This window comes from Campylobacter concisus, assembly GCF_902460415.1.
Taxonomy (GTDB): Bacteria; Campylobacterota; Campylobacteria; order Campylobacterales; family Campylobacteraceae; genus Campylobacter_A; species Campylobacter_A concisus_Y.
In genome coordinates this window covers 55,570-75,167 of record NZ_CABPTY010000004.1, presented here as the reverse complement: position 1 = coordinate 75,167, position 19,598 = coordinate 55,570, and the positions used below count along the sequence as shown (strand labels likewise).

The 19,598-nt window shown below is 37.5% G+C and carries 22 protein-coding genes; 6 read left to right on the top strand and 16 right to left on the bottom strand.

Translation table 11 applies throughout. The annotated features are described in order from the left end of the window. Window positions 1-72 precede the first annotated feature (72 nt). Entirely contained in the window at window positions 73-1,197 is a 1,125-nt protein-coding gene (locus tag FZ940_RS08315; RefSeq protein WP_148822218.1) for a BaiN/RdsA family NAD(P)/FAD-dependent oxidoreductase, read from the bottom strand. Continuing rightward, window positions 1,194-2,495, bottom strand: a complete 1,302-nt coding sequence (locus FZ940_RS08310) for an MFS transporter (RefSeq protein ID WP_148822217.1) — start codon at window positions 2,493-2,495, stop codon at window positions 1,194-1,196. The genes FZ940_RS08315 and FZ940_RS08310 overlap by 4 nt, the downstream gene beginning before the upstream one ends. A gap of 114 nt (window positions 2,496-2,609) precedes the next feature. Here FZ940_RS08310 and FZ940_RS08305 point away from each other — a divergent pair, with 114 nt between their 5' ends. Beyond that, on the top strand, window positions 2,610-3,251 hold the full coding sequence (locus tag FZ940_RS08305; RefSeq protein ID WP_148822216.1) for a non-canonical purine NTP pyrophosphatase: 642 nt from the start codon (window positions 2,610-2,612) through the stop codon (window positions 3,249-3,251). Here FZ940_RS08305 and FZ940_RS08300 read toward each other — a convergent pair. Then, window positions 3,244-3,966 carry a tetratricopeptide repeat protein gene (locus FZ940_RS08300; protein ID WP_148822215.1) on the bottom strand — a complete coding sequence of 241 codons (723 nt, stop codon included), beginning with the start codon at window positions 3,964-3,966 and terminating at the stop codon, window positions 3,244-3,246. The genes FZ940_RS08305 and FZ940_RS08300 overlap by 8 nt on opposite strands. Window positions 3,967-4,058: 92 nt before the next feature. Between FZ940_RS08300 and FZ940_RS08295 the strand changes: the two genes are divergently transcribed. Beyond that, window positions 4,059-5,273 (top strand): saccharopine dehydrogenase family protein, encoded by a 1,215-nt coding sequence (locus FZ940_RS08295; protein ID WP_148822214.1) that lies wholly within the window; start codon window positions 4,059-4,061, stop codon window positions 5,271-5,273. A gap of 39 nt (window positions 5,274-5,312) precedes the next feature. On the opposite strand, the gene FZ940_RS08290 is transcribed toward FZ940_RS08295, so the two are convergent. From FZ940_RS08290 to FZ940_RS08240, 10 genes are all read right to left on the bottom strand, one after another. Then, the gene (locus tag FZ940_RS08290; protein ID WP_148822213.1) at window positions 5,313-6,929 is read right to left on the bottom strand and encodes an AAA family ATPase; all 1,617 of its coding nucleotides are present in this window, start codon (window positions 6,927-6,929) and stop codon (window positions 5,313-5,315) included. Between the two features lie 358 nt (window positions 6,930-7,287). Next, window positions 7,288-7,833: a hypothetical protein gene (locus FZ940_RS08280; protein ID WP_148822212.1), complete on the bottom strand. Its 546-nt coding sequence runs from the start codon at window positions 7,831-7,833 to the stop codon at window positions 7,288-7,290. Between the two features lie 111 nt (window positions 7,834-7,944). Then, a complete protein-coding gene (locus FZ940_RS08275; protein WP_148822211.1) occupies window positions 7,945-9,051 on the bottom strand; it encodes an NnrS family protein in 1,107 nt (368 codons plus the stop codon). Continuing rightward, the gene (locus FZ940_RS08270; protein ID WP_148822210.1) at window positions 9,044-9,733 is read right to left on the bottom strand and encodes an ABC transporter ATP-binding protein; all 690 of its coding nucleotides are present in this window, start codon (window positions 9,731-9,733) and stop codon (window positions 9,044-9,046) included. Before FZ940_RS08270 ends, FZ940_RS08275 begins: the two co-directional genes overlap by 8 nt. Next, window positions 9,733-10,530, bottom strand: coding sequence for an ABC transporter permease (locus FZ940_RS08265; protein ID WP_148822209.1), 798 nt, complete (start codon window positions 10,528-10,530; stop codon window positions 9,733-9,735). The genes FZ940_RS08270 and FZ940_RS08265 overlap by 1 nt, the downstream gene beginning before the upstream one ends. Beyond that, complete coding sequence (locus FZ940_RS08260; protein WP_107709250.1) at window positions 10,527-11,492, bottom strand: ABC transporter substrate-binding protein; 966 nt, start codon at window positions 11,490-11,492, stop codon at window positions 10,527-10,529. The genes FZ940_RS08265 and FZ940_RS08260 overlap by 4 nt, the downstream gene beginning before the upstream one ends. Window positions 11,493-11,503: 11 nt before the next feature. Next, on the bottom strand, window positions 11,504-13,357 hold the full coding sequence (locus tag FZ940_RS08255; protein WP_148822208.1) for a TonB-dependent receptor domain-containing protein: 1,854 nt from the start codon (window positions 13,355-13,357) through the stop codon (window positions 11,504-11,506). A gap of 240 nt (window positions 13,358-13,597) precedes the next feature. Further along, window positions 13,598-14,059 carry a molybdate transport repressor gene (locus tag FZ940_RS08250; protein ID WP_148822207.1) on the bottom strand — a complete coding sequence of 154 codons (462 nt, stop codon included), beginning with the start codon at window positions 14,057-14,059 and terminating at the stop codon, window positions 13,598-13,600. Between the two features lie 11 nt (window positions 14,060-14,070). Then, complete coding sequence (locus FZ940_RS08245) at window positions 14,071-14,505, bottom strand: molybdopterin synthase catalytic subunit (RefSeq protein WP_148822206.1); 435 nt, start codon at window positions 14,503-14,505, stop codon at window positions 14,071-14,073. A 1-nt stretch (window position 14,506) separates the two neighbouring features. After that, a complete protein-coding gene (locus tag FZ940_RS08240) occupies window positions 14,507-14,728 on the bottom strand; it encodes a MoaD/ThiS family protein (RefSeq protein ID WP_107824274.1) in 222 nt (73 codons plus the stop codon). 83 nt (window positions 14,729-14,811) lie between these two features. On the opposite strand from FZ940_RS08240, the gene nspC reads away from it, so the two are divergent. Further along, window positions 14,812-15,951, top strand: a complete 1,140-nt coding sequence (nspC, locus tag FZ940_RS08235) for a carboxynorspermidine decarboxylase (protein WP_148822205.1) — start codon at window positions 14,812-14,814, stop codon at window positions 15,949-15,951. Window positions 15,952-16,008: 57 nt separating this feature from the next. On the opposite strand, the gene FZ940_RS09700 is transcribed toward nspC, so the two are convergent. The 3 genes from FZ940_RS09700 to FZ940_RS09690 form a co-directional block, all read right to left on the bottom strand. Further along, complete coding sequence (locus tag FZ940_RS09700) at window positions 16,009-16,140, bottom strand: hypothetical protein (RefSeq protein WP_262367628.1); 132 nt, start codon at window positions 16,138-16,140, stop codon at window positions 16,009-16,011. 81 nt (window positions 16,141-16,221) lie between these two features. Next, window positions 16,222-16,380: a hypothetical protein gene (locus FZ940_RS09695; protein ID WP_262367627.1), complete on the bottom strand. Its 159-nt coding sequence runs from the start codon at window positions 16,378-16,380 to the stop codon at window positions 16,222-16,224. 77 nt (window positions 16,381-16,457) lie between these two features. Beyond that, the gene (locus tag FZ940_RS09690) at window positions 16,458-16,601 is read right to left on the bottom strand and encodes a type 1 glutamine amidotransferase family protein (RefSeq protein WP_262367626.1); all 144 of its coding nucleotides are present in this window, start codon (window positions 16,599-16,601) and stop codon (window positions 16,458-16,460) included. A gap of 234 nt (window positions 16,602-16,835) precedes the next feature. Between FZ940_RS09690 and FZ940_RS08225 the strand changes: the two genes are divergently transcribed. The 3 genes from FZ940_RS08225 (at window position 16,836) to selD (ending at window position 19,553) form a co-directional block, all read left to right on the top strand. After that, entirely contained in the window at window positions 16,836-17,783 is a 948-nt protein-coding gene (locus FZ940_RS08225) for a formate dehydrogenase subunit gamma (RefSeq protein WP_021090567.1), read from the top strand. Between the two features lie 151 nt (window positions 17,784-17,934). Beyond that, window positions 17,935-18,534 carry a sulfurtransferase-like selenium metabolism protein YedF gene (gene yedF, locus FZ940_RS08220; RefSeq protein WP_084041655.1) on the top strand — a complete coding sequence of 200 codons (600 nt, stop codon included), beginning with the start codon at window positions 17,935-17,937 and terminating at the stop codon, window positions 18,532-18,534. After that, window positions 18,531-19,553, top strand: a complete 1,023-nt coding sequence (selD, locus tag FZ940_RS08215) for a selenide, water dikinase SelD (RefSeq protein WP_410368987.1) — start codon at window positions 18,531-18,533, stop codon at window positions 19,551-19,553. The genes yedF and selD overlap by 4 nt, the downstream gene beginning before the upstream one ends. Window positions 19,554-19,598 lie beyond the last annotated feature (45 nt).

The window sequence follows — 19,598 nt, the reverse complement described above, 5'->3', positions numbered from 1 at the left end:
AATTACTTAAAAAACTTGCTTATCTTATTTAAAGTATGAAAATTTATCTAAAATTAGCTAACTTCTAGAAGATCATAGATTTAAGACCCTAGCCACCTTTAGAGCGCTTGCAAATGCAAAATGCAAGTTATATCCGCCAAGCATGCCAGTGATGTCCAAGACTTCACCAACAAAATAAAGTCCCTTAACGTTATAAGCTTGTAAATTTTCATCTAAAAATTCACTCTTTACGCCACCTTTTGTAACTTCCGCTCTTTCAAAGCCAAATGTCCCAGCTGGGGCAAATTCATAAGCAAAAAGCCTTTTTATTATTTGTCTATCATTGTCGTTAAATTCATAAAAGGCTCTGTCTTTTAAGCCAAAATTTTTTAAAAACTCTAGCACAAATCTCTTTGGCAAGGGCAAAACCGAACTAAGCTGCTTTTTGCCATTTATTAAACTTTTCTTATTAAATTTAGGTAAAAAATTTATATAAATTCGACCTTTTTGCCAAAATAACGAGGCGTTTAGTATCGCTGGTCCGCTTATGCCTCTATGTGTAAAAAGTAAGTCTCCACTAAATTTATGGCTATTTATCTCCACATCTGCGTTTAGTCTGACGCCACTAAGTTCTTTAAACCAAAACTCATCCTTTTGCACGCTAAATCCGACAAGTGCAGGCGCAAGAGTTGATGTTTCAATGCCAAAATTATTTGCTATTTTATAGCCAATGTCACTCGCACCAAGGGTTTTATAGCTTAATCCGCCACTTGCGATGACTAAATTTCTAGCTCTGAATTTCTCATCTTTTGTCAAAATTTCAAAAATTTCATCTACTTTTTTAGCGCCAAGAACTTCTTTGTTATAAAAAATATCTGCATTTTGCCTTTTTAAAAGTACGCTTAAGACGCTTTTTGCGCCACTGTCGCAGAAAAATTGATTTTGCTTCTGCTCACTAAATTTAAGCTCGCTAAAAAATTTTAAAACTTGATTTGGAGTCAGTACCTTTAAAATTTGCTCTATAAATTTTTGCTCGCCAAGATAGTTTTTAGCGCTTATGAAGCGATTTGTGATGTTGCATCTACCTCCACCGCTTGCTAGGATCTTTTTGCCAGCGCTACTATTTTTCTCTAAAATCGCAACCTTTTTACCCTTTAAATTTGCTCCTAAAAATAGTCCGCTAGCACCGGCACCAATGATGATGACGTCGTAGATCAAAACTTCAAGCTCTCTTTTAAAGCCGCCTCGCTTGTTAGGCGAGAGTCAAATTTGATTACTTGATTTTTCTCGTTTTTGTAATAATCCACCACACCTTTTTGGCTATTTAGTAACTCTAAATTTAAGCTTACTTCAGGGCTTAGATAGATATTTTTAAAAATTCTTGGATCGCTTAGGCTAAAGAGTAAAACAAGCCAGATCACGCAAAGCACCACGCAGATGATTGCGAGTACTTTAAAGCCAAAGGCGTGCAAGATATACCCACCAAATGCACCTCCAACAAAGCTTCCTAGATAGCCAAATGAATTAAATACACCAAGGGCTGAGCCTTTTTGTGAGGATTTTACAAATTTTGTTGCAGTTGATTGCATAATGGGCTCGTGAAGGTTAAATCCTATAAAAAATATAGCAACTCCCAAAACGAAGATAAAAAGTGTAAAACTAATGGCAAAAATGGTGTAGGTTAGAGCAAAAAGCAGCGTACCAGCTATCAAGATGACCTTGCTAAGTCCCTTGCCATCGCCAAGGGCGCCAGCTAGCCCCATAGCCAAAAAGCCAAGCACGGCGCCAAGCGAATAGATCTTGTAAAGCTCGCTACTTTCGTAACCATACTCTTTTACTAAAACGATAGGGATCACCAAAAATGCGATGCTTGCTAGCATCTTTTGCATAAAAGAGGTGAAATTTATGATCATGTAGTCTTTTTGTAAAAACAGCTTACCAAATGGTACTTTTTTACTTTTAGCACTCACTTTTATCTCTTTTGGCACAACGGTGTAGAGAAGTACAATGCAAAGTAAGCTAAGAGCGGCACTTAGGTAAAAGAGACTTGAAAGTCCATAGTCTTTGGCAAGAAGTGGCCCAAGTACCATCGAAAGCGTGAAGCTAAGCCCTATAAAAGCTCCCATTATCGCCATGGCTTTTGAGCGTTTTTCTTCTGTTATATAGTCACTTATCATAGCAGTTGCAACTGCTCCGATAGCACCTACACCTTGTAAAAATCTACCAAATAGCATGGTAAAAATATCGCTTGTATGTGCACAAATTATTGAGCCGATGATAAAAACCAAAAGTCCGATTGTTAATGTTTTTTTGCGTCCTATCCTATCCGAGAGCGCTCCAAAAGGCACCTGAAATATCATCTGTGAGATCGCATAGACGCCTACTATTAGCCCTACTAAAAATTCGTTTGCTCCGTGTAAATTCAAGGCATAAAGGCTAAGCACCGGCAAAACTATAAAAAGACCTAAAAATCTACTTGCTATGATAAAAGATAGTGGTAAAACGCTTTTTAACATAAAAATTTTCCTTATTTTTAAAAGGACTAAGTTTATCATTTTAACGCTAATTTAAATTTAAAAATTTAATCTACTTTTTTGTAAAATACGCCCAAAAATCAAGGAGCTCTTGCAATGAAGATCGTGCTTGCGACGTCAAATTTAGACAAAGTAAAAGAGATAAAAGAATTTTTGAAAGGCTATGAAATTTACGCCCTAAGCGAGATTGTAAAGCCATTTGAGATCGTTGAGGACGGCAGTAGTTTTCAAGAAAATGCACTCATAAAGTCTAAAGCCGTCTTTGCAAAGCTTAAAGAGCAGGGGCTTGATAATGAGTTTATCGCTCTTAGCGATGATAGCGGCATTAGTGTGGATGCACTTGGCGGTGAGCCAGGGATCTACTCAGCTCGCTATTTTGACCTTGATGAAAATGGTAAAGTATGCGGTAAAAACGCAAATGACGCAAACAATAGAGTAAAGTTAATTAGCAAGCTAAAGGCGCTAAATTTAGAGAGTTCATCAGCGCACTATACCGCCTGTATCGCCATTAGCTCGAAATTTGGCGACTACACGACGCATGGCTTTATGTATGGCAAAGCGATAGATGAGGAGCGTGGTACAAATGGCTTTGGCTACGACGCGCTCTTTATCCCAGATGGCTTTAATAAAACACTTGGTGAGCTAGATAACGAGACAAAGCTTGAAATTTCCCACCGCTCAAAAGGCCTGGAACTTGCAAATTTCGTGCTAAAAAGTCTAAAGAAAAACTTTAGTTAAGCTCTTTTAGTCCTTTGTTTGCTCGCTCTAAAAGATCCCGTGCGCGAGGATTTTGCTCTTTTCCATTTAAAATTTCAAGCACTTTTTTGTAGTTTTGGGTAGCTTCGTCCTTTTGATTAAGTTTTGCTAGGTCGTTAGCAAGCTCTACTAAAAGTTCTGATCGCACAAGCTCGTTGCCACTCAACTCTGGCGTGATATCAAGTAAATTTAGCGCTAAAAGGTGGTTTTCGTGGGCTTTGTCAAATTCGTTTTTTAGGTAGTAGGCGCTAGCGATGCCTTTTATACAGATGAGTTCGTCGCGCATTGGGGTATTTGGCGTGACGTCATAAATTTTTAGAGCTTCTTGAAAATTAGCAAGTGCTTCGTCGTGTCTGCCTAGCGCCTTTTGTGCCGCACCTAGGCTATGATAAGAGCGAGCTAGTAGCAGCTTGTCGCTAACGTTTGCCGCAAGCTCTAGGGCTCTTTGTGAGAGCTCTAACGCCTTTTGTGGCTCTTTATTTACCATGCAAATGCTAGCGCTATTTATGAGCGAAGTGATCGCCTGCTCGGTGTTGCCCTCTTTTAAGCAGACATCAGTCGCTTGCTCGGCTAAATTTATGGCTCTCTCCAAATTTCTATCGCTTTTATAAAACTCCCTCACACTCTCTTGTATTAGCTCGTCACAGCTACTTGCAAAGAGGCAAATAGGCGCTAAAAATGGCAAAATTTTCTTCATGTTTTTACCTTTAAATTTTGCCTTATTTTACCTTTTAAAGCGAGAAATTTATATTAACTTTGCTAAAATCACTAAAATTTTAAGGAGCCCAAATGTCAAATATCTTAATCATAGGCGCGGGCGGCGTGAGCCAAGTCGCGACCGTAAAATGCGCGATGAACGCGGACGTTTTTACAAAAATCACCCTTGCAAGCCGCACAAAAAGCAAGTGCGACGCGATCGCTAAATTTATCAAAGACCGCTTGGGCGTGCAGATCGATACCGCCCAGATCGACGCGGACGACACAGATGCCGTGGTAGAACTCATCAAAAAAACGGGCGCCGAGCTGTTACTAAACGTCGCACTTCCGTATCAAGACCTGACGCTCATGGACGCGTGCTCTCGTACCGGCATCCCCTACATCGACACCGCAAACTACGAGCACCCCGACACAGCTAAATTTGAATACAAGCTGCAGTGGGCGAAGGACGGCGAGTTTAAAGTCGCAAACACGATGGCGCTGCTGGGAAGCGGCTTTGATCCGGGCGTGACGAACGTATTTTGCGCCTACGCACAGCAAAATCTCTTTGACGAGATCCACGAGATCGACATCCTAGACTGCAACGCAGGCGATCACGGATATCCGTTTGCGACGAATTTCAACCCTGAAATCAACCTGCGCGAAGTAAGCGCAAAGGGCCGCTACTGGGAGCGCGGCGAGTGGAAAGAGACCAAGCCGATGCAGATAATGTTCAAATGGGACTATCCGAAAGTAGGCGTCAAAGACAGCTACCTGCTCTACCACGAGGAGCTTGAAAGTCTTGTTAAAAACATCAAAGGGCTGAAGCGAATCCGCTTTTTCATGACATTCGGACAGAGCTACCTAACTCACATGAAATGCCTAGAAAACGTCGGTATGCTGCGCATCGACGAGGTCGAGCACAACGGCGTAAAAATCGTGCCGATCCAGTTTCTAAAGACCTTGCTGCCTGATCCTGCGTCACTAGGTCCTCGCACGAAGGGCAAAACAAACATCGGCTGCGTGATACGTGGCCTAAAAGACGGCAAAGAGCGCCAAGTCTACATCTACAACGTCTGCGATCACGAGGCTTGCTACGCCGAGACGGGTGCGCAGGCGGTGAGCTACACGACGGGCGTGCCTTCGATGATCGGCTCGATGATGGTCGCGAAGGGTATCTGGAGCGGAAAAGGCGTCTTTAACATGGAAAATTTCGACGCCAAGCCTTTCATGGATGAGCTAAATAAGCAGGGCTTGCCGTGGGAGATGATAGAGATGAAACCGGGCGAGAGGTATGAAGTAAAGTAAGAAATATTCTAACAAGATGGTAAAATTCTTTACCATCTTTTATTTTCTATTAAATATGCAGTCTTCAAGCTCTTTATAAACCAAAGTGTCTGGTAAAATAAAATTTGATAAATTTTCTTTGAAGATTTCAATATTAATAGGCGTCGTTATGCCACAACACTTTTTAATTTCTCCACCCTTATCCTTCACATTGTTATTTACTACATCTGTTACTACAGCATCATACCTACTCTCATCAAATTGGCACCCCTTTTTGTCGCAATAAGCCTTTAAAATCTCTTTATCAAATAAATAATTTTCTATTTCCCATCTTTTCATAACTCTAAAGCTATTTTCTTGACCATCAAGGTATTCTTGCCTATCAAATTCACTCACATTGCCGCCTGAAGCTATATCCCTATCTTTAAATACCCAAATTTCCAAGTCCTTAAATACTTTTCCAAGTATGGCTATCGCTATTCTACTTCTATAGTCTAGCTCAGTATTTCCACCACTTGATACAAATAAAGTATCTGGATATTTTTTATTGAAAATATTATTTAATACCTTTGCATCCAATCCTTTTTCATAGCTATCTTTTAATTCTGCTCTCCCTTCGCAATAAATTATTCTTTTAGGTGCAATTAAGCCTGTTAAATCGTCTAAGGCAGTTTCAAAAATTTCTTTCCATTCATTATAGTTTTTATCAATGGGTTTTAGTTCTATTTTATCGGATAGATTAATGTTTTTATGAAATTTAATGATTTGACTATCGCCTATAAAGTCCGTTTGTAAGGCCCTTAAAAAACCTATACTGTGCGTTGTTATCCAAATTTGACCTTCATCATCTATTAGATTATTTATCTCTTTCATAAGATTTCTTTGTATACATGTATTTATATGAAGCTCCGGCTCGTCTATCAAATAAATAGAGCCTTTATATTTTTCTTTTCTCAAAAATAAATCTAAAAGTATATCAGCTACTTCTTTTTCGCCAGAAGATAAACTATTGAAAGAAAATTTTACATCAGAATCAGGCTTTTTGAAAAATAAAGTGCCATTGCCACCTTCAACTTCTCCCATACTAACTATTTCTAAATCTAAACAGTTTTTAATTGAATTATTTAGTTGGTCTATAACATGTTTTCTAGCTTCAGACGGTTTTAAATCATTGTCATCTCTATATGAATTAAAATATGCAAGCAGTCCCCTATAGTTTTCTTCTATTTTTTCATCAATGCTAACGGAATAGCTAGCACCATATCTATTTTCCTCTATTGGGCTGACTGCTCTAATTTCTTTAATATTTAAATCATTGTTATATCTATATGGGCTTCTAAACGAAAATAGACTATTTAGACTATTTTTATATTTTTCTATATTACACAGTTCATCCTTTCTATAAACAATACCACCTACAACAAAATCTATATCAATTAGTTCATAGAAATTTTTATTATTTGATCTAAAAAAATAATTCTTAACACTACCGGATGGGTCTGTTCCTATACGTGCACCAAAAGATGGGCCTAATGCAATAAAAGCGTCCAATACACTACTTTTACCACAACCATTTGGGCCGACAAGAGCAATGATTTTCTTTGGGCTATCTCCTAAATCAATAGTTAAATCCTTAAAACGTTTAAATTCTTGTATACGCACTTTAGATATCTTCATTGTTAAACCTCATTATTTTTAATTACACTTCTCAAATTTCTGCTTTAAATTTTAAAAACTTCGTGCTTGGATAGCTCGTATTTGTCGTATATCACGGCATTATCATCGCCGGTAGGCTGCATGAGGTCGTATGCTAGCCCACCTTTTTTAAATTTTATATTAAAAACACTAATTCTGCGCTTGGCGTCTATCTCGGGGATGCCGATTTCATCGATATCTTTAAAATAAAATTTCGCATTCTTGCCACCTTTTTGTATGAAAAATCCGTCATCTTCGATTTTTCGGTATCACAGAGCAAGAAACTAGGATAAAGAGGTAACTTCGGCGCAAGCTAACTTACTGGCGCCGAAATTGAAAGTTATTTTATCGCCGCTTCAAATCCAACATCTACATCTGGATAGCTCTTTCCACCGTGAAATGGTTTGGCGGCAGCGGCAAATTTATCAAAGCTTTCATTTAGCTTCAAATCATTTACAAGATCAACTGAAAATTTTGCTACTAGCTTGCCATTTTGCACTTCATATTTTGTTTTAAAAATTTTTGAATTGCCATTTATGCTAAGCTCAACATCCATTTCTCCAGCCTTATCGTCGCCATTTACTGCTACGATCTTGCCATCTACTGCCTTGCCATCGAAAATAATGCCAATCCTTTTATCGCGGTCAGGTAGCTTTGTGTCGATATCTTTTGGCTCAAGCTTAAATTCAAAGCTCTTTAAAAAATCAGCAAAATTTGCATTTTCTTGACTTTTAAAATTTATCGTCTTGAAAGTACCTGGTACGGCTGTTTTATTTGCCAGCTTGTAACCAGTAAATGTTACCTTTGGTTCACCTTCTACGCTAAATGCAAGAGCTGAAACTGCAAAAAATGAAGCTACTAAAGCAACAGAAGTAAGTTTGTTCATAAAGAATCCTTTTTATAATATTGATAATAAATATCGCAAATTATATATCCACTTACTTCAAAAAAGACTTAAAAACTCTTTTTAATTAATGAATAAATTTTTAATATCTTTTTACTCTGGATCATCGCTAAAATCGTTATCCCTAAAGATCACATAAAAATTTATGAGCCAAAAAATAAAAGCGATTGCTATGAGTGTTGCTGGTAAATGAATGTAAAAGCCACTCCAAAAATAAGCCAAAATTCCTCTGCTAACACCAGCTAAAAGAACTAAAATAAAAGCAACCTTACTAAGGCGTAAAAACTCAAGCTCTTGTCCGCTGTGACGAAGTCCTGCGACATTAAATATAAGCATTACGCTAAAAATTACTGCATTTATCGCTATTAGATGCATAAAATTTGTCTCAAGATGGAGCCCAAAAATGCCGCTAAAACCGATGCCTAAAAAACCAAGCGCTAAAAATAGTTGCATAAAATAGTATAAAATCACAAAACTATGTCTAAAAAGCTCTTTATAGTGCCACTCTTTAAGCTTTGCAAGTACCGCACTTCCACAAGCTATCGCGGCATAATAGACACCCATGCTTTCCTCAAAAAATATATTTAAAAGCAAAAAAGCACAAACGCAGCAAATAGCGATATTTTTATAGATAAAATTTGGCACAAAAACAGCTTCATCCATGCCTTTTTCTCTTTTTAATGCTTCTTTTCCAAGTACGACACTAACGCGGTAAGAGATGAGCAAGATAGCGATCACGTGGATAAAAACTTGTAAATTTAAAAATTTTTCGTTGCCGCTTATTAAATAACTAATTTCAAAGCTTAAAATGCCAAATAAAAAGCCAAGTACGCCAAATTGATCATCATTTTTATCTCGCCAGATCATATAAACACAAAGCAAAACCAAGTAAAGCCAAAAAAGAGTGATAAAGCAGTGTGCTAAAAATAGACTAAAAAATGCCAATATAAAGCTTATGAAAAAGAGTGAAAATAATATATAGGCGTGTATTTTTAAAGACGCTTGAAAATTTGTCCAATCAGTTAGTCCAGTTAGCAAAAATCCAGCATAAGCAAGCGCCAAAAATAGTTGCAAAAATATAAATTTATGTAAGCTCACAAAATCAGTTGGAGTAAAAAACACACTAGCGCCAAGCACCGCACAGGCGGCACTCATTAAGAAAAATATCCTCATAGGATGAGTAAAAAAATTATTAATCATAATAAATTTGCCCTTTGAAATTTTCATCTATCATCTTGCTAATAAAAGTAAAATCGCGCTCTTTGAAATCTTTGTCTATTTCAAGTTCTCTTTGTATGACTGCACCTTTACTTGATAAGAAATAAATTCTATTTGACATCTTTACAGCTTCCATTCTATCGTGTGTGACAAGAACTACGCTCATACCTTCGCTAACTCTTTGGCCAATAATTTCAATTAAAATTTCTTTCATATCATAATCAAGCCCAGAAAAAGGCTCATCCATCAAAAGTAGATCAGGCTTTGTTACAACCGCTCTTACGAAAGCTACCCTTTGCCTCATACCGCCGCTTAGCTCGCTTGGGTATTTTAAAGTATCCTTTTGGCTTAATCCAACCTTTTTAAAAAGCTCTAAAACAGCGTTAATGTCTGGTTTATCCATAACCAAAAGCACATTTTCAAGAGCATTTTTCCATGTTAGCAGGCGATTTTCTTGAAAAAAATATGTAGTCTTTTTAAAGTTATTAAAAATTTTCCCTTTTCTAGGCTCATTTAGTCCGCTAATAAGCCTAAGTATCGTCGTCTTGCCACATCCTGATGGCCCAAAAAGCGTAACTACCTCGCTACTTTTTACATTTAGGCTAAAATTCCTTACGACCTTATCTCTTAAAATTTCATACTCTACATTTTTAAGCTCAAGCATCATCTTCTCCAAGGCATCAAAGCTATTTTTAGTGGCTCGATGATGAGGTATTCAAAGAGCATGATAAGAGTGATGCTTAAAAGAACATACGCCATTACCTCGGTTGTTTCAAGCATTGCTCTTGCATTTGCTATCTTTGCTCCCATGCCGTTATTTGCACCTAGTAGTTCGGCCATTATGACTATTTTTACACCCATTGCAACAGCTACACTAACAGAGCTTATGATATAACTTGTAAGATGTGGGATATAAAGGTGTTTTATCTTTTTTAAAAAGCCTAAATGATAGGCATCAAACATCTCTTTTAGCTCCTCATCTACACTGCTCATAGCAACTGCCGAGCTTGCAAAAGTAAGCGGTAAAACGGTTATAAAGATAGTAAAAATGGTGCTAAAATTTCCAAATCCAAACCAAAAAATAGCAAGCACTATCCAAATAATTGGTGGCATTGACAAAAGCAAAGTGATAACAGGCTTTAAAAAGGCTGCAAAGCTTTTAAAGCTACCTGCTATTAGCCCTAAAAATATACCAAAAAATGTCGCCGTACTAACCCCAACTAGTGATCTGCAAAGCGTTATATTTATCTCGCTATTTTTGTAATCTTTTAAAATCTCACAAACTTTAAAAAATACATCTTTTGGTGGCGGAAGCAAGAGTGGGGAGCTAAACTCGCTTCCCACTTGCCAAATGGCTAAGATCAAAAAAACTACGGCAAATCCGCTAAATCCGCCCCAAAAATAGTCAATTATTTTTAAAAAGCTTGAGCGATCCTTTTTAATGCCATCAATTAGTATCATAAAAATAGACCTTTATCTGGCATCTTGCCACCTAGAAATTTTGGATTAAACTGATAAATTTCTTCAAAAAATGCCATGATTTCATTTTGTAGTTCATTTGCTTTTGTCACTGTTAGATTTGCCTTGTCAAAGGCATTTGCAAGTGCCACTTCTGGAGCTGGTAAGTAGCTTGAACCTATCTTTGCTGCACTTTGTTTGTTCTCAAGTATCCATGAAAGTGCATTTTTAAGATCGTTATGAAGCGTATCAAATAGATTTAAGTTTTTCTCGTAAAAGCCTCTTTCTACGATAATGCCAGCCATTGGGATTATCGGTTTTGTACCAAAGCTCTCACCCCAAATTTTTGGAAAATCAACTGAGTAATGTACACTAACGCCTGCTTTTTTACCACGCAAAATAGTCGCTTCACCAAGAGGTTGTGGCACTATTAAAATGTCAAAATCTTTTTGTAAAAATAAAAGCAGAGCCTCAGGCGGCGTTGCTGTATAGGTGATGTCTATCTTGCTAACGTCTATGCCCCTCTTCTTGCAAAGCGCTCTTAAAACAAGATCAGGCATGTCGCCTCGAAATGGCATGATAAGCTTTTTGCCTACAAAATCCTCTAAATTTTTGATCTTTTCATCCTTAACCATAGCGTTCATAACGCCAAGAGTTAGTAAATTTAACATCGCAAAATCAAGCCCTTGATTTCTTAAATTTGCAGCGACATTTGATGGTGACATCGTGACCTTGATATCTCCACTAGCGACACCTGCACGAAGCTGATCTGGTGTTTTCCAGATATTTAGGCTTACATCATAAGTTTTATTTAACTCGCCTTGCAGTGCAGCAACCGCCATGATAACGCTTGGGATCGCTGGTGCGCCCCACATAGTAAAGCTCTCTTTTGCAAATAAATTTGGTGCAAAAGCGCTAACGCCTAAAGCCGTGCTAAGTCCTAAAAATTTTCTTCTATCTAACATCTTTTTCTCCTTTAAAAACTGCTGTGAAAGCTAATGAAAAATGTCCTGCCAGGGGCATGAACGACTACTGGATCAAGCGCTGCCACGTGATCACCGCTGATAAATTCTGCATAATCTTTATCAAATAAATTTGCTATGCCAAATCTTATGCCAACTTTATTTTTAAACTCTACGCTGCCATAAAGATCAAGCAAACCAAATCCTTTTGCCGCCTCTTTTTTATCGATGCCTAGACCATTTTGCTTGCTAAAATCGCCTCTAGTTTGCTTTGAAACTAGTCTTAGTGCGGTGCCAAGGTTGTAGCTACCAAAGCTTGCATAGTCTTTGTAGTCAAATGCAAAATTTGCCTCAAAAGGCCTTATTTGATAAAGCGGTCTGCCATCAGTTTTGTTTTGTCCGTAGTTATAATAAAACGAGCTTTTTAAGCCAAAGTGCCTTGCAAAGCTATATTCTGAGTTTAAATTTACACTATAAAGCGTTGCATCAACGTTTCTTGAGATGACGGCATTTTTATTTATTAGTGGCATCGCAGCCTTTGAGTGGCGTCTATCAAAAATGATCAAATTTTTAACGCTATCAGCGATGAAATGTCCTCCAAAGCTAAATGCATCTTTGTTTTGAAGCGAGTTTAGGTATTCTTTATAAAACTCGCTACCAAATTTAAAGCCAAGAACCGCTCTATTGTGTCTTTCTGGCTCTAAATTCGGATTTGCTATCCAGCCTTTATCGTCTGCACCATAAAGTGCGTTAAAACGCTCCATATTACTTGGCAAGCGAGATAAGCTCTCAAGCTTTGCAAAGTAGCTATCCTTATCGTTTGGTGTAAATTTATATTTTAGGCTTGCACTAAAAGCGTCTTTTTTGATCTTATCGCTTACGTCCTCACCATAAATTTGACGAAGCAGTCCGCGAGTCGTGCTAATAGCTGGATTTGGTGCAAAAAATTTAGTATCAAGTCCGTTAAGCTTACTTCTTTGCTCTTCATATTTTAAGGCAAGTGAGGCTTCATTTGCTTCATTAAATTTATAAGCAAGTGTGTCAAAAAGCATAAATTTATCATTTCTAACATCAGCAAATCTGTATCCATTAAAGACCCAGTTGTTGCCTTGCTTCATGTATCTTTTGCCGTCATGCTTATCTTTTTCAAAGCCAGCGCCTATTTGATTGTGAAAGCTTGCAAAGTCAGCGTCATACTTTAAATTTGCCTCAAATATATTCCTCTTTAAATCCACTTTCACATTTGGAGTGGCATCTCTTAGATGAAAATTATCAGCTTTTCGCTCAACCTTTTTTAGGATAAATTCAAAATTTAGCGTATTTGAAAGATCTTCTTCGCCTAATCTAATATTTAGCTTGCCGACTTTTCTTGTCGTTTTAAAGGCATCCATCATGTGCTCTGGCTGCTTGTCTTTATCGATATTATCCCTTAAAAACGTAAGCCTAAGCTCGCTAATATCATTTGGCACGAAACCTAAGATAGCGCTTTGGCCTTGCCTATTGTAGCCATAGTCCCATCTTTTGCCACTTCCATCTTTATAATTATTTGCTTTGGTAAAATTTGCATTTAAGATGGTGTAAAAATTTGCGCCACGATATTTAAAAAGTGATGAATTGTAAAAGCTTTTGCCATACATTCCAGCCGAGATATGAAACATATCAGCTGAGTTATCAAGCAAATTTGTAACAAATGGGTATTCGCCTTTTTGAGTGCGGTCAAATTGATTTTCTACAAAGGCACTTTGTGCAACGTTTGGCGTAATGACTGGTGGCGGAGCAAATTCTCTAATAGGCTTTATAACGTCTAAATTTGCTTCATTTGCTAGAAGCAGTGATGAAAGAACTGCTAGGCTTAAAATGGGCCTCATGTAAACTCCTTTTTAAAGATATAATTATGATTTCTTTTATCAGAATTGTAGTAGCAAAACCCTTTATAAAAGTTGATGTAAGTCATCCTTTAAATTTTTAATCCATAATTACGAGCTTATTGTAGATAAAATGCTTGATTTTATTTTTGCAAGAGTAGCTAAATGGTGTAAATTTAATGTGAAAAATGTATAAAATTTTGATAATTGTTATATAAAATTTTAAATCGTAGGTCGATTTAATTAGGCTCTAAAATTATTAAGCCTATCTCTTAGCTCTTTTGAAATTGTAAATTTTGAAAGTTCATATTTATCAAAAATGATGATCAAATCATCACCTAGTGGTTGCACTAATCCAAAGCAAGCATTTCTATCAAGACGGTTTTTCTTAAATTTTACGCTTAATGTTTCAACTTTTTTCTTATCGCCAAAGCTTTTAATGGCGATCTCGTCGATATCCTTAAAGTAAAATTTTATGCTTTTTGAGCCTTTTGTAATGATAAACCCATCATCTTCAATACGTAAAAAGTTGTTTTGAAAAATTTTTCTAACACAAAAGAACGCTGAGAGAGCGCCAATAATGATGCCAAAGAGAGACGCTGTGCCAAGAGCTAGATAAAAGTAGCCAACGATGCTAAAGGCAAAAAGCCCAAGCCCAAAGGCTAGCGCCCAAAAAACATCTTTTTTACTCTCTTTTGTTATCATCATTTTTCCTTTTAAGCTAAAATTCCAGCACCATTTATCGCTTGGCTGCGCTCTTTTGCATAAATTCTCTTGCCATTTATCACGTCATATTTCCAGATCGGCGCATTTGCCTTAAAGTCCTCGACAAACTCGTTTATAAGCCTTAGCGCGACCTTTCTTTGAGGGCTCACAATGCCTGCTACATAAGAGCTCATATGCACAGCTACATCGCCTTTTGAGTGAGCAAAGAGTACGTAGGCATTTTCTTTTTTTGCCCGCTCCTCCCAAGCATCAAGCCATTTTTTAAGGATCGGCTCATAGATATCAAAGCTAAGCGCCGAAATGCCACCTTCCTCTCTTACGATTCCAACAAAAGTGATGAGCGCACCGCAGTTTTTATCTTTAAAGCGTTCATACCACTCGTTTGTGATGCTTTGAACATCTAAGCTTCCATTATAAATTTGCATCTTAGCCCCCACAAACTGGTGGCAAAATAGAAATTTTATCACCTGATTTAAGAGCAAAATTTATATCGCTTACGATCTCGTCATTTACGGCAACCGCACAGATATTTAGCCATTTTTTAAGCTCTTCTTTCTCGCTTAAAGCTGCTTTTACTTCACCTAAATTTTTTGCCTCTACTTTTATATTTTCAAGCCCGATAGGCCCAAGAAATTCGATCTCTATCACGTTTTATCCTTTGAGATTTTTGCTGATTTTACTTAAAAATAAATTTAGATATACTTATTTAAAAATTTAAAAAGCGAGTAAAAATGAACGAAATTTTAAAGAGCATAAAAACCCCAGCCTACGTCTGTGAAGAGGCAAAAGTACGTAAAAATTTAGAGCTTTTAAAATATGTCAAAGAACAAAGCGGAGCTAAAATTTTAGTAGCGCTCAAAGGCTTTGCGTTTAGCGGAGTGATGGATATGGTGGGCTTATACCTTGATGGAGCTACTTGCAGTGGGCTTCATGAGGCTAAATTTGCGAGCGAATACGTAAAAGGCGAGATCCACACGTATAGCCCAGCATTTAAAGATGAGGACTTTGATGAAATTTTAAAAATTTCAAAGCACATCACATTTAACTCTTTTGCTCAGTGGCAAAAATTCAAGGGTATTGCCCTGCAAAATGGCATCATCTGCGGTTTGCGCATAAATCCAGAGGTCTCGCTAGCACCGACTGACAGCTACAATCCATGCGGTAAATTTAGCAGGCTTGGCATCACAAGGGCAAATTTTAAGCCAGAGCTTCTTGATGGCATCACTGGGCTTCATTTTCATGCGCTTTGCGAGGAGAGTGCTAGCAGCTTGCAGACCGTGCTGGAGGCATTTGAGGAGAAATTTAGTGAGTTTATCCCAAAGATGAAGTGGATAAATATGGGCGGAGGACATCACATCACGAGGGCTGATTACGATGTGGAGCTACTTATAAAGATAGTTAGGCGCTTTCGCGAGAAATATGGCGTAGAGGTCTATCTGGAGCCTGGCGAGGCCGTGGGCTGGCAGACTGGCTTTTTGATAAGTAGCGTGCTTGACATCGTGCATAACGAGAAAGATATCGCCATCCTTGACACCTCAGCCGAGGCGCACATGCCTGATACCGTGCTCATGCCTTACCGCCCAGCAGTTAGAGGTGAGAGTAAAAATGGCAAATTTGCTTATAGATTTGGTGGTAATACCTGCTTAGCTGGCGATATAGTGGGTCTTGAAGCGGACGATGCGGAGTATAAATTTGATAGTGAGCTAAAAATCGGCGACCGCGTCATCTTTGAAGATCAAATCCATTATACGATCGTGAAAAACACGACATTTAATGGTATAAAACTACCTGATTTAGTGCTTTTAAAAGAAAATGGCGAGATAAAGATGATCCGTGAATTTGAATACGAAGAGTATAGACGCAGAAACTAATCACTGGTGTTTTGGCTAGCTTTTGGCAGCTAAATACTGAGAATTTTTCTACACGGATTAGTATCCATAAATTTTGGCAAATTTATCTATCTTTGCACTCTTTTGCAAGTTGTATTTGGTTTTATTTGCGATACTTTGAGCTAATTCTTTACCGAAATGATTACTGATAAAGCCAAGGGCCATATCCATGCCAGCAGCTACGCCTGAAGCCGTGTAAAATTTATCATCTTTTGCTTAGTTGGCGTGCTCTTGTTACTCTACTGCCTCGCCTTATCCTTTCATCGACCCAAGTGATCTTTTATTTGAGGTAGCCTTTAAGCCGTCAAGCACTCCAGTGCGAGCTAGCAAGGCTGAGTCAGTGCAGACAATAAGGCAAAAATTTGAAGTCAAAACACACTTTTTGAGCTTTAAAAATAAACTTGTCCTCATTTACAAGTATCCTTTGCCTTGATCACCAGGAACTAGCAAAATGCTCTCTTTTGACATCTTACAAAGCTTTTTTGTTTTTACTTCAAAGCCTTGCTTTTTATTATTTTACTGCTAAACGATACGAAATTTAGATTTATTCCAGGCACCCTTGCTAAAAACTCCACTGGACCCATAAGATCAAGCGTCTCGTAGTCATCAAATATAAGGCAAAAAAGATGCATAGTGCGATCCTTTTTCGGCTAAATTTTGGCTTTATTTTAGCTAAATTTTCAGATCAAAAATGCTAAAAATTAACAAAACTTAAATGTTTTTTATAAAATTTTTAGTAATCTTTTTTGCTAAGGTTTGCTTGTGATTAGCTCTGATATAATAGCGACCAAAATAGCGTAGCTATGCGATTTAACGTATTTAACCAATACTTAAATTGTTTAAGCTCAAACTCATAAAGGACTACAATGACGAGAATTCTTACTCTGCTTTTTACATTATTTGTAACAGCAATGGCAACTCAAGGACCAACTGGCGTCAATCAATATAATAGTGCCATTTGGGCGGCTGAAAGGATAGAAAATATCAAGCCATACGAACAAGGTTTGGGGCCGATATTTACTTTTATCCAAGGTAATGATTATTTTGCAATAGCAGCACTTTCTATCATTTTGGCTGTTATTGGAGCATTTGCATTACACTTTTTAATCATTGGGCCAAAACATTTTAGCCATGATGGTAAAAAGGTATTTGCTTTTTCATTGATCATACGTATAGCTCATGGTTTGGCAGCGATCTCATGGATCATTTTAGTGCCAACTGGTATCATCATTATGTGGGGTGCAGAGCTTGGCGGTGGAACATTTGTGCGTTTCTGTAGATACTTGCACGATACGGCAACTGTGATATTTGCTGTTTCTGTGCTTCCTATGTTATTTACCTGGACAAAGAGAATGCTTCCGGCAATTTATGATATCAGATGGATGATGATAGTTGGTGGCTATTTATCAAAGAAAAAGAGACCTGTTCCAGCTGGTAAATTTAATGCTGGTCAAAAAGCATGGTACTGGATCGCTATCCCTGGTGGTATCGTTATGATAATTACTGGCGCGATTATGTATTTTACGGACTTCAAAGAGCCAGCGGTTGCTTCTTGGTTTGGTCTTACACAAATTGATCTTTTAAGATACAGCGTAATTATTCATAATTGTCTTGGCATTGCATGTGCAGTATTTTTCTTAGTTCATATTTATATGGCAGCTATTGCTATTCATGGTGCTATTTGGTCGATGATTACTGGATATAAAGAGGAAGAAGAAGTTTATGTTCTTCATCACTACTGGTATCAAGAGCTCGTTAGAGAAAATAAAATTCCAGTATCTGATTATGAAAAGTCTTATACAAATTTAAAATAATTAACTTTACTTTGATCTTGCTAGTAGGCGAGGTCAAAGCTCTCTTTTTTCTCAAATTTATACATTAAAATTTTTAAAATAATTAATATTTTTTTGGCTATAATCCAAACTAGTTTCAAGGTTTGAAATACTAATTGCAAAAGGAAAAATCATGACAACAATTGATTGTAGAAATTTAGAGTGTCCAAAACCAGTCATAATGACAAAAAATGCACTTGATAGTTTAAGTGAAGGCGAAAGCTTAGAAATTTTGGTAAATGCACTAGCCCCAAAAGAAAATATTTCAAGATTTTTAAAAAATCAAAATATAAACTTTAGCCTCGAAAGCAATGGCAATGAGACTAAAATTTTAGCTACAAAAGGCAAAAATGCGCTTGAGCTTACAAATTTTGATGAGTTTGTCTGCGACATAACACCAAAAAATAATAAAGTACTCTATCTGAATGAAGAGCGCGCGGGAAGTGGCGAAGTAGGAATAAATTTACTATCAAAATTCCTAGGAGCATTTCTTCAAGTCGAGAAAAAACCAAAGATAATAATCTGTGTAAATAACGCTGTAAAGATGACTACAAACCGCTCACACCCAAGCTTTAAGCCGCTTAAAGATCTTGAAGCTGCTGGTGTTAAAATTTTAAGCTGCGGAAGCTGCCTGGAGGCTTATAAGCTAGTAAGTGATCTTGCGATTGGCGAAATTTCAAATGCTTATGAGATCATCGACATACTCTCAACTCACGAGCAAATCAAATTATGATCTATCACGACAAAAAGCTTACGCAGTTCGTTAGAGCCGCTGGTTGAGCTGCTAAGCTTGACCCGTCGGGTCTAAACAAAACGATTAGTAGTTTAAATTTATCTCATCCAAATCTGCTCTCAAGCACAAATTCTAACGAAGACGCGAGTGTCTTTAAAATTTCAAGTGATCTTGCACTTGTTCAAACGCTTGATTTTATAACGCCTGTGGTAAATGATCCATTTATTTACGGTCAAATCGCTGCTGCAAATAGCCTAAGCGACGTCTTTGCAATGGGTGGCGAGGTGATAAATGCTCTAAATATCGTAGGCTTTGATAGCTGCAACTTGGCACCTGAAATTTTAGGCGAAATTTTACAAGGTGGAGCCGATAAAGTAAAAGAGTGTGGTGGTATAATCGTTGGCGGGCATACGATCGAGACACAGCAGATGTATTATGGGCTTAGCGTCACTGGAAGGGTGCATCCTGATAAATTTTGGGCAAATAATACAGCCATAAATGGCAATGTTTTGATACTTACAAAGCCCCTTGGAAGCGGTATTTTAAGTACAGCAATAAAGGCTGATTTATTAAGCATGGAGCAAATAAAAGAGGCTGCAACTATCATGGCACAGCTAAATTTTTATGCATTAAAAGCACTTGATGGCATCAAAGTCTACGGCGCTACTGATGTGACCGGATTTGGCTTTTTGGGACATTTAAGCGAAATGTTAAATGAAAAGATCAGTTTTGAAATTTATGAAAAAAACGTGCCAATCATTGCAAGCGCAAAGGAATTTGCAGATATGGGCATCATCCCAGAGGGAAGCTATAAAAACCGCGAATTTGCAAAGCATTTTATAGACAAAGAAGCTGATATTTTGCTATTTGACGCACAAACTTCAGGTGGGCTTTTGCTCGCAGTTGGCGAAAAGGATGCGATGCTTGCAGTAAAGCGCTTAAAAGAAGTAGGTTATGAGCACTCAGCTATCGTTGGCTCTGCGGTGTCAAAGAGCGAGTTTGGTATATTTTTAAGATAAATTTTTTAAAAATAGCATGCTATCCATTGCGTTAGCGAAATCTTT